This is a genomic window from candidate division WOR-3 bacterium (genome assembly GCA_029858255.1).
In the GTDB taxonomy this organism is placed as follows: domain Bacteria; phylum Hydrothermota; class Tepidihabitantia; order SM23-42; family SM23-42; genus SM23-42.
Genome location: JAOUFJ010000050.1, coordinates 1 through 8,432, shown reverse-complemented (window position 1 = coordinate 8,432; position 8,432 = coordinate 1). Strand labels below are relative to the sequence as shown.

The 8,432-nt window shown below is 47.5% G+C and carries 9 protein-coding genes; all 9 read right to left on the bottom strand.

Annotated features, from left to right (window positions below; all coding sequences use genetic code 11):
* Nucleotides 1–202 precede the first annotated feature (202 nt).
* A complete protein-coding gene (locus OEV79_11870; protein ID MDH4212133.1) occupies nt 203–1,570 on the bottom strand; it encodes a T9SS type A sorting domain-containing protein in 1,368 nt (455 codons plus the stop codon).
* A gap of 429 nt (nt 1,571–1,999) precedes the next feature.
* On the bottom strand, nt 2,000–2,917 hold the full coding sequence (locus OEV79_11865) for a homocysteine S-methyltransferase family protein (GenBank protein MDH4212132.1): 918 nt from the start codon (nt 2,915–2,917) through the stop codon (nt 2,000–2,002).
* A 629-nt stretch (nt 2,918–3,546) separates the two neighbouring features.
* Nucleotides 3,547–4,524 carry a hypothetical protein gene (locus OEV79_11860; GenBank protein MDH4212131.1) on the bottom strand — a complete coding sequence of 326 codons (978 nt, stop codon included), beginning with the start codon at nt 4,522–4,524 and terminating at the stop codon, nt 3,547–3,549.
* A gap of 21 nt (nt 4,525–4,545) precedes the next feature.
* Nucleotides 4,546–4,848: a hypothetical protein gene (locus OEV79_11855; GenBank protein MDH4212130.1), complete on the bottom strand. Its 303-nt coding sequence runs from the start codon at nt 4,846–4,848 to the stop codon at nt 4,546–4,548.
* 441 nt (nt 4,849–5,289) lie between these two features.
* Complete coding sequence (locus tag OEV79_11850) at nt 5,290–6,126, bottom strand: Nif3-like dinuclear metal center hexameric protein (GenBank protein ID MDH4212129.1); 837 nt, start codon at nt 6,124–6,126, stop codon at nt 5,290–5,292.
* Nucleotides 6,127–6,227: 101 nt separating this feature from the next.
* Nucleotides 6,228–6,683, bottom strand: a complete 456-nt coding sequence (locus OEV79_11845) for a hypothetical protein (GenBank protein ID MDH4212128.1) — start codon at nt 6,681–6,683, stop codon at nt 6,228–6,230.
* The gene (locus tag OEV79_11840) at nt 6,680–6,904 is read right to left on the bottom strand and encodes a type II toxin-antitoxin system HicA family toxin (GenBank protein ID MDH4212127.1); all 225 of its coding nucleotides are present in this window, start codon (nt 6,902–6,904) and stop codon (nt 6,680–6,682) included. The genes OEV79_11845 and OEV79_11840 overlap by 4 nt, the downstream gene beginning before the upstream one ends.
* The gene (locus OEV79_11835; protein MDH4212126.1) at nt 6,897–7,130 is read right to left on the bottom strand and encodes a type II toxin-antitoxin system HicB family antitoxin; all 234 of its coding nucleotides are present in this window, start codon (nt 7,128–7,130) and stop codon (nt 6,897–6,899) included. Before OEV79_11835 ends, OEV79_11840 begins: the two co-directional genes overlap by 8 nt.
* Before the next feature lie 424 nt (nt 7,131–7,554).
* The coding region (locus OEV79_11830; GenBank protein ID MDH4212125.1) for a Fic family protein at nt 7,555–8,432 on the bottom strand (878 nt) is incomplete at its 5' end.

Genomic DNA, 8,432 nt, shown 5'->3' with positions numbered 1-8,432 from the left:
CAGGGCTTCGTTTTGAGACAGGCACTTTGCGGAGCCAGTTCCCTACCTGGTTTCGTTGGTTGCGTTAATGTCGTTATTCCCGTTAATCCTGTTAGTGTCATACGTCACAGTTTTGTTCCAGCGATAATAACGATATTAGCGAGTTCAACGGGAATAACGTTTTTAGTAATGTATGTAAATTTCGAAATTCGGAATGTTGTTTTCATCTCACCTTTATAACTTTCTGTACTACGTCATTCTCGATCTCTATGAAGTATATACCTGGTCGTAGATTGTGAGGCGTCACCTCGCGGCCGCTGATATCGAAGACCTTAAACTCTTTGTTCGATGGTAAGGGTAGGGGACCGCGCACAATGGTCGCACCAAGCGCCAGATCTCTCGTCACAGAACCTTCATTCTCAGCAATTCCCGTTTCCGGTGCCAGTTTTATAAGATAAATATCGGTTTCTCCGGCCCCTATTGAACGTGTCTTCGCGGCAACAATATAGCCACCATCAAAGGTCGGTCTGGTAATGAATCCCCAATCCTCATACACACCGCCATATGTACTGGTCCATAGTTCATCACCGTTCTCATCGATTTTCATGATCCAGATATCTCCGCCGATCCACTCACCAATACCGCCAGTAAAGCCGGTGATAATATAGCCGCCGTCATCAGTCTGGAAAACGTGCAGCGCTGCGTCGTAAAGGTTGCCGCCGTAAGTCCTCGTCCAGATGCTGTCACCATTGCTGTCGGTTTTTATCAAATAAGCATCCCAGCTGCCGGCTCCGTATGACGCAGTGTATCCAGCGATGATGTATCCACCGTCAGCAGTCGAAGCCACTGACGAAGCCCAATCGTTCTCAACTCCTCCAAACGTTTGTGTCCACTGTGATATGCCCGATGCGTTTGTGCGCACAAGCCATACATCTGAACCACCGGCGCCATAAGAATTCGTGAATCCGCCAATTATGTACCCGTTAGTTGTTGTATCGATCGAGGTGCCGCCATCATAACTGCTACCGCCATATGACCTGATCCAGTTTTGGTTGCCGTTATCATCAAATGCAAGAATCCCAAGATTACCCGAAGTATTCCAACTGTTCACGTTGATTTCTCCAACAGCAACATATCCGCCGCCAGGATTTGGGCACACACCATTGAGCCAGTCACGCAGCATTCCGCCGTCCTCTTCAGTCCATAGCACACTGCCCAGCGAATCTGTCTTCATCATGAGTACGTTCCAATCTGTAATGTCTCTGGTACCGACGATGATATAACCACCATCCTGGGCAAGACACATCGCATGAGCCGCATCAGGATTCGAACCTCCATACGTTTGCGTCCACATTGTATCACCATCAGGATCCGTTTTAATCAAATAGATATCCCAGTCGCCAGCTCCCATGCTATTCGTTATGCCGACGACAATGTAACCACTGTCAGGTGTCTGGCAGATACCATGGGGTTCCTCGTTGTTCCATTCTCCATAAGTCTTCGTCCAAAGCGTATCAGGTGCCTGTGCATGAGCACAAATAAAAGCAATGAACACGCCGATCACTATGGCGAAGGTCATTCGTAAAGTCATTGTTCCTCCCATTTGTATTTATACTCACGGACAATCTAATCTTACCTGGATTGACCGACCCTGGAAATCAGTAAAATATAACCAAATACCCGTGATTGTCGAGCTTTTCTTGATCTACTCAACTGGGGTATTATAAACTAGGGGCTCACTAACGACTCACAGACTCTCTCACGATGATGCATATCTTCACAGACGTTAAGTGCGTTATTCTCGCTATTTTCGCTATTCCCGTTATTATCGTTAATTTCGCTAATATCGCTAATACCGCTTACCGACTGAGATTGCCGCGCTCACAACGTTCGCTCGCAATGACGAGCGTAGTTGAAGATGTTGCGTATAGCACCGTGTGCCGTCTGGATTCCCTGGCTAAACCAGAGAATGACAGTTGGTGCGTGAAGCGTTATGCGTATAGCGTGCAGCGTTTCGTTATTATCGTGGTATGTTGTCGACGATGTATTGCAGGTGGGCAGCGCTTGTGCCACAGCAACCACCAAGGATTTTCACACCATATTTCGCGTTCAGTTCGACCATTTGGTCCCCCCACGCCGGGATGTCATCAACCTTTAGTGTTGCAGCGCCTTCCAGATCAGTCTGGTCCTGAGAAGATGCATTTGCCTGGATGCCAATAAGGCGGGACAAAACCAGATCGGGCTGTTCACCTGCCCGTAGGAAAGAAGGATGAGAGCAATTGACCATATATCCAAGTGGAGGCCTATCGCAAAGTGAATCTATGGTTCTAAACGCGTATTCCAAGCTGGTTCCATCGAGGACTTGACTCTGCCGGTTTATCACAAAACTTATGGTATACGGATACGTGGTTGCACCCATCGCCTGTGCAATACCGATCGCTTCACAAAGCGCCGGTAATGTTTCTGCGATGAGGAAATCGACGTTGGCTTTTGCGAGTTTGTTTATCTGCCAGGAGTGGAAATCGTTTGCTTCTTCCATATCGATGGCCTCGACGGCTTTGTAACAGTCATTCCTGCACCCGATCAGGCCGCCAATAAAAATATTATCGCGCCATGTATTCCATTGGCTACGGATCTGCTTCATGAAATCAGCCGCATCTTTGTTGACGTCGCACGCGATCCCGGCTTCGGATAACCTTTCCCTGTTAGCGCGCCAGGTCGGCGTCAGGGTAACCATAGGCAACCCGGATTTCTCCGCAACACCGATGTATTCGTTATACAGATTCGCTAACTCTTCTCTTCCTTTTCTGTCGTATATCAGTGGAGAGTGAACAAGCCGGGGGTGGAGCTCCACCCTGTTCGAGCGCCGCAGTGACTCGACTACTGACGCTTCTGCCAGCATGAATTTACTGTTTTTTACAACATCCTCAAAAGACATACCGCGCTCCTTAGAAGAAACTACGCTACAAACTTGAGGCTCTATAATATATAGGTGAAAATACGAAAAAAGTCAAGACACTAAACACAACGTGCATTGCGAATTGCGAAATGCGAATTTGACAAAAACGTTTGGCACGTTATTCTCGTTATTTTCGTTAATATCGCTTAAACTACATTTTGAATTTCGAATTTTACAAAATACGTTAATTCCGCTATTTTCGTTAATACCGTTAATTTCGTTATTTTCCTTAGGTTCTCAGCTTCTAATCGTCTCACCGTTGAGATTCTCGCCGTCAGGCGTTTAGCGTAACGCGTCTGGCGTCGCGGCTGGATTCCCCGATCCCCCTGGCACACCAGAGGACAGGCGAGTCGGAGAATGACGTTCCACGGGGACAGGCACCTTACGGAGCCAGCCCGCTCGGCTACACCCTCACCTTAATCCTCTCCCTTCTGAGGCGGATAGCCTCAAGGGAGAGGATCGAGAGTTCTCGATTCCCTCCCGAGGCGGGCACACGCTACGCTCACTCGAACAATAAGTTGTATTACCCTTCGAGCTTGTCGAGAAGTAAACATGGTGTTCCAGCGATATTAGCGAAATTAGCGAACGTAACGATTATAACGTTACTTTTATTTTATCTTAATTACTTTCTGGACTATTTCACTTTCGATCTCTAAAAAGTATATACCTGGTTGCATCCTTTCAGGTGCTACGGATCTGCCGGTGATGTCGAATACTCTGTACTCCAATCCAGCGGGCAGGCGCAAGGGACCGCTGATAATCGTTGAACCGCAAGGAGTCATTTCAGGTTGATCATCTCCGCCGGCATCGATGCCGATCTGCAAATCGACATTTCCATAGATATCGGACGGGTATTCCATGTGAGTCCAGACATTGAAATAATTGGTCGCACCAGCAACGATATATGAGTCGTAGGAACTGTTTGCCGGATTGGATATAATAAAAGCAGGACCAAGCGGATTGCCTGATGTATCATATTGCCGTCCCCAGATCTCAAAAATATCAATGTTTCTTACGCTATATACAACCGTGTAGTTATTACCATCAAAACACAAGCTACCCGAACCCAATGTTGCTACGCCCGTGGCAATAGTAAACGGACTTCCGATCAAATTACCATCGGCCGCGACACGCTGACCCTTCAGTAATTCAGGATATTGCGTCCAGACAACGAGGAAATTAGTGCCGTCGAAGCAGACGGATGTTTCGTACCCTTCATCGGCGGTACTGGCGATCCTTACAGTATCGCCGAGCGTCCCATCACAATTCACGAACCTCCCAACGACGGCGAATGGCAATGAATAATAAACCCAGACAACGAAGAATCTCGTACCGGTGAATGCAATTGACGGCTCAAATTGGCCCTCGTTTGAATCCCGACCTATCAACATGCCATCAGGATCAAGCACCACTCCATCAGGTGTGACTCGTGCGCCATAAATATTAAAGTCGCCACCGATTCTTGCATCCGACCAAACGACCATATAGTTATCGTTTCCAAAAGCGACTTCCGGTGCTGTCTGAATTCCGTTTGCCGAAGAAATACAGATCGAGTTTATCGAATCGCAACTTGGAGTGACACGCACTCCATAGACATTGCCGGACGTTCAACAGCTGTCGCGGAAAACGACCATGAGATTCGTGCCATCATACGCCGCGCATGTGGCATAGCCTGGCTCGTTGCTGAATAGCAACTTCCCATCCGGATCAATAACCGTACCGCCGGTACTCACGCGCGCGCCGAAGATGGTATGTGAACTATCGACAATGTGGTAACGATTATCTGCCCAGAATACGTAATACTGGTTGTTGGCAAAGACAGCGCAAGGATACTCCTGTACGTCGACCGCGGTGCAGATGGGAAAATCGGCACCAGGCACGACTAGAGACAACGCTAGAACAACATTCATATTACCTCCAGCTGAATGCCAAAGGCATTCATCGAATTCAGCGATGAAAAAATTTGATTACAATGATAAATGATGTTTACACCGCGATTTCCGCTAATTCCGTTCTCCATATTCTTCGAGCCTGTCGAGAAGGTTCTCAACTGACGCCACGCTTTGCATAAAGGATGTTCTGCATAACAGAATTATTGTAGCTTTCTTTATCATTGTTAACGACTTCGTTGTCGGTGAATCTTGTTTTTTATCGCCGTAATCATAGAAGGCTTCGCCTTCTTGAGATTGCCGCGTCCGCCTTCGGCGGACTCGCAATGACGTGGATAGTCTGGATTCCCCGGTCAAGCCGGAGAACGACGCCAGAAGTATACCCAATTATGTCGAAAGAACAATAAGCCATCATTGTAATCTTATATTTGCATCATTGGTATCGAGGGAGATGGAATCTTCCTATCGCCACCAGTTTTCCTGCGGAATGGCCTCAGCAGGTATGCCTTTGCAATCGAAATAGTCTATCATCTGTTTTTTCATAACGAGATATTCTGATGCAGCGTGGGAAACGCCGACCAGCACCATCTTCAGGTTCTGAGTGAACGACGCGATCTCTTCTTTCAAACGGGCAACACTCAGTCTCACATCCTCGTCCTGCGGCGTGTACCTGGGATACCATTCACCCGTTAAGTACATATCACATGAATTTTCGTAAGCCTGCCTCAGGTGACCTATCTCATCACCGCCACCTGCAACGATCGCAATCCGCGCCACTGCTGATTTAAGGCATCCACCGACTTCCAATCGGGATACGCCGAAAATACCACGGATACGTTTCAATAACAGATCGGTGTCCTGTACTTCCATCGTTCCGATCCTACCGGCGTAGCCAAGGCCGTACCGGACGAATTCTTTCTCCACTTTCATGCCCAGAGCCTGGACAATTGCCGCATTTGTACCTATTTTATCATGGCAATCGAGAGGCGCATGGCAGGAATATATCGAAATCCGCATTCTCTCGAACTCGGAGATGACATCTGAAGGCACGGGCAGAAAACCTGCACCACAGACTTCGAGGTCGACCGGATGATGTAGAAAAAGCATGGCATCATTTGTGTTTGTATCCAAGATCCTTTGCAGGACATCCGGAGCCGCAAAAGCACTACAGAAGATCTTTTCGACAGTGTCTCCAGCCCGCAGCATTAAACCATTATACTTTGCACAAAAACCCGCTTCGAATTTCTTTGTGTAATCATATCCAGCGTCGGCGTATACCCTGGGCACCCATTCTCTCATTGCCGGGTCTTCAGGCCACGCCGCTATATTGAAAAACGAATCAAGTTCCCCTACGAGTTGCGTTAATTCGATGCTTGCCTCCGCATGATCAATCTAATATATCAATACTGGAGGACGCCGGTATGCATCGTCAATTTCCACTCACCGCCGACCATGGAATAGACCTTGCACGTCCTGCCCTTCCAGTGATTCTCCTCACCAGTTTCCTTATCAACCCACAATGTATCAATATCAACCACGGCAAAAGCCCCGTCTTTCTGATCGGAAACCACGATTTTCTTGGTTGCTCTACGATTGTGGACTAAACGGTACTGCGCGAAGAATCTTGCGTAAAAATCTTTCCATCTTGCATAATCGAAGCGTCCAAGGACCATCACCCACTTCACCGGGTCGTGGTCAGTATTTTTCTCGGGCCACGGCCAAACCATGCCCTCATGGAAAATAGAAAGTAGTAAATCCACATCCTGTGTATCCCAAGCCCTTGTCTCACGGTTTACGATCTCTTTTATTTGTTCTAGTACTCTATCCCTTTTATGCCCTGCGCTGCTTTTGATCATAGCAATTCCTGTAAATCTTCCTTTTTGATACCAGCTTGCCTAAGGATTTCAAGTGCGGTACCCTTCGGCAAATCCCTTTTGTGGAAAGGAATAATGACGCGCTTCTTGTCGACGGACCTATAATATATCCGGTGGCTTCCACTGGTTCTACCGAGAACGAAACCTAACTTCAAAAGTATCTTCTCAATTTTACGTGGTGTTAGAGCCGGAACTTCAGTCACGCGTTTTTACTGTCAGCGTGTACTCAAAGGTGCCATCATCGGTCGGGATATCTTCGCCGTGCTCCCTAAGATTTGTAACATACAATTCGATAGCTTCTTTCACCATCTCTACAGTCTTATCAATGTTGTCACCATAAGTAACACAGCCTGGCAAAGAAGGTACAGTAGCCGTGTATCCTCCTTCGGGCTCCTTTCTGAATAACACTCTGTAGTTCAGTAATTTCATATGTTCAATTATCACCACATCCGCAACTCTGTCAAGGTTTGCTTTGTGGCAGCCGCAAATGGTAAAACAGCTATTACTGCCAGGGCACGGATGTTAATACGTAGACGTTGCCTTTTGGGACGAAACGGGCTCATTTACCATTCACCGTCGAACGCCACCAGGAAATGTAGGGCAAACCTTCAGGTTTGCGGCAGGTTTTGCAGGGCTAAAGCCCTGCCTTACTCCCTTACGTCATTCCCGTTAGTACCGTTACTTTTGCTAATACCGTTGAAAAGCAATGGACCCGTCTGGCTCTGTTGTTTTCGTTTTCCTGCTGAGATTGTTCCGATTCTATCATTAAAGAACTTCCACAATAGACAAGGAATCGGAATCCCGTAAAGCGGGACTTCAGATGGCTGCGCAAAACTCGCAATGACGGGAACAGTCATCGCGTTCCGCGGGATATTATCGTAGTGTAATCATGGAACAAATATTTCTTATAGCGTTGTTTGCCCGTCAGTTCACGGAGAATCCCGAGTTTCTCAAAACGGTTTACCAGTTCATTCCCGGACTCCTTGGAGATCTTAAATTCCTCGGTCACCGTCCTCACGTCAATGACCGGTTTGGTGAATAACAGATCGATCAGTTTTACCGCATATATGCTTGAGATCCTGTTTTCATATAGAAGGTCAATCATGCGCTGCTTCAATTTGATGATCTCACCAGCAGCAGCCGTTGCCTCCTGCGATACCGTATCAATACCATTGAGGAAGAATTTAATCCACGATTCCCAATCGCCATCGGTCCGGATCCGCATGAGGAGATTGTAATACTCTTCGCGATTCTTTTTCAGGTAGTAGCTCAGATACAAAAGCGGCTGCCTCAACACCTCGTGAGCAACAAGAAAGAATGTTATCAAGAGCCTGCCAATACGACCATTGCCATCAATGAACGGATGTATAGTCTCAAACTGGGCATGTATCAGGGCGGCTCTCACCAACGGGGGCATGTGATCTGGCTCATTAAAGAAGGCCTCCAGATTGGCCATTGCAGGCAAGATCTGCTCGGGCGGCGGCGGGACAAAATGAGCTTCAAAAACATTGGCGCCAGGAGGACCGATCCAGTTCTGCGTCCTGCGAAATTCACCCAGCGCTTTCTTGCTGCCCCGTGTGCCTTGAATCAGGATACGGTGGATTCCCCTGAATAACTGCGCATTGGCCCTGGCACCTGCGACATGTTTGATCCCGTATTCCAACGCATTTATGTAGTTAATAACCTCCTTGATTTCCTTAATGTTGTCGCGGGGTTTCATATCGGCTTCGA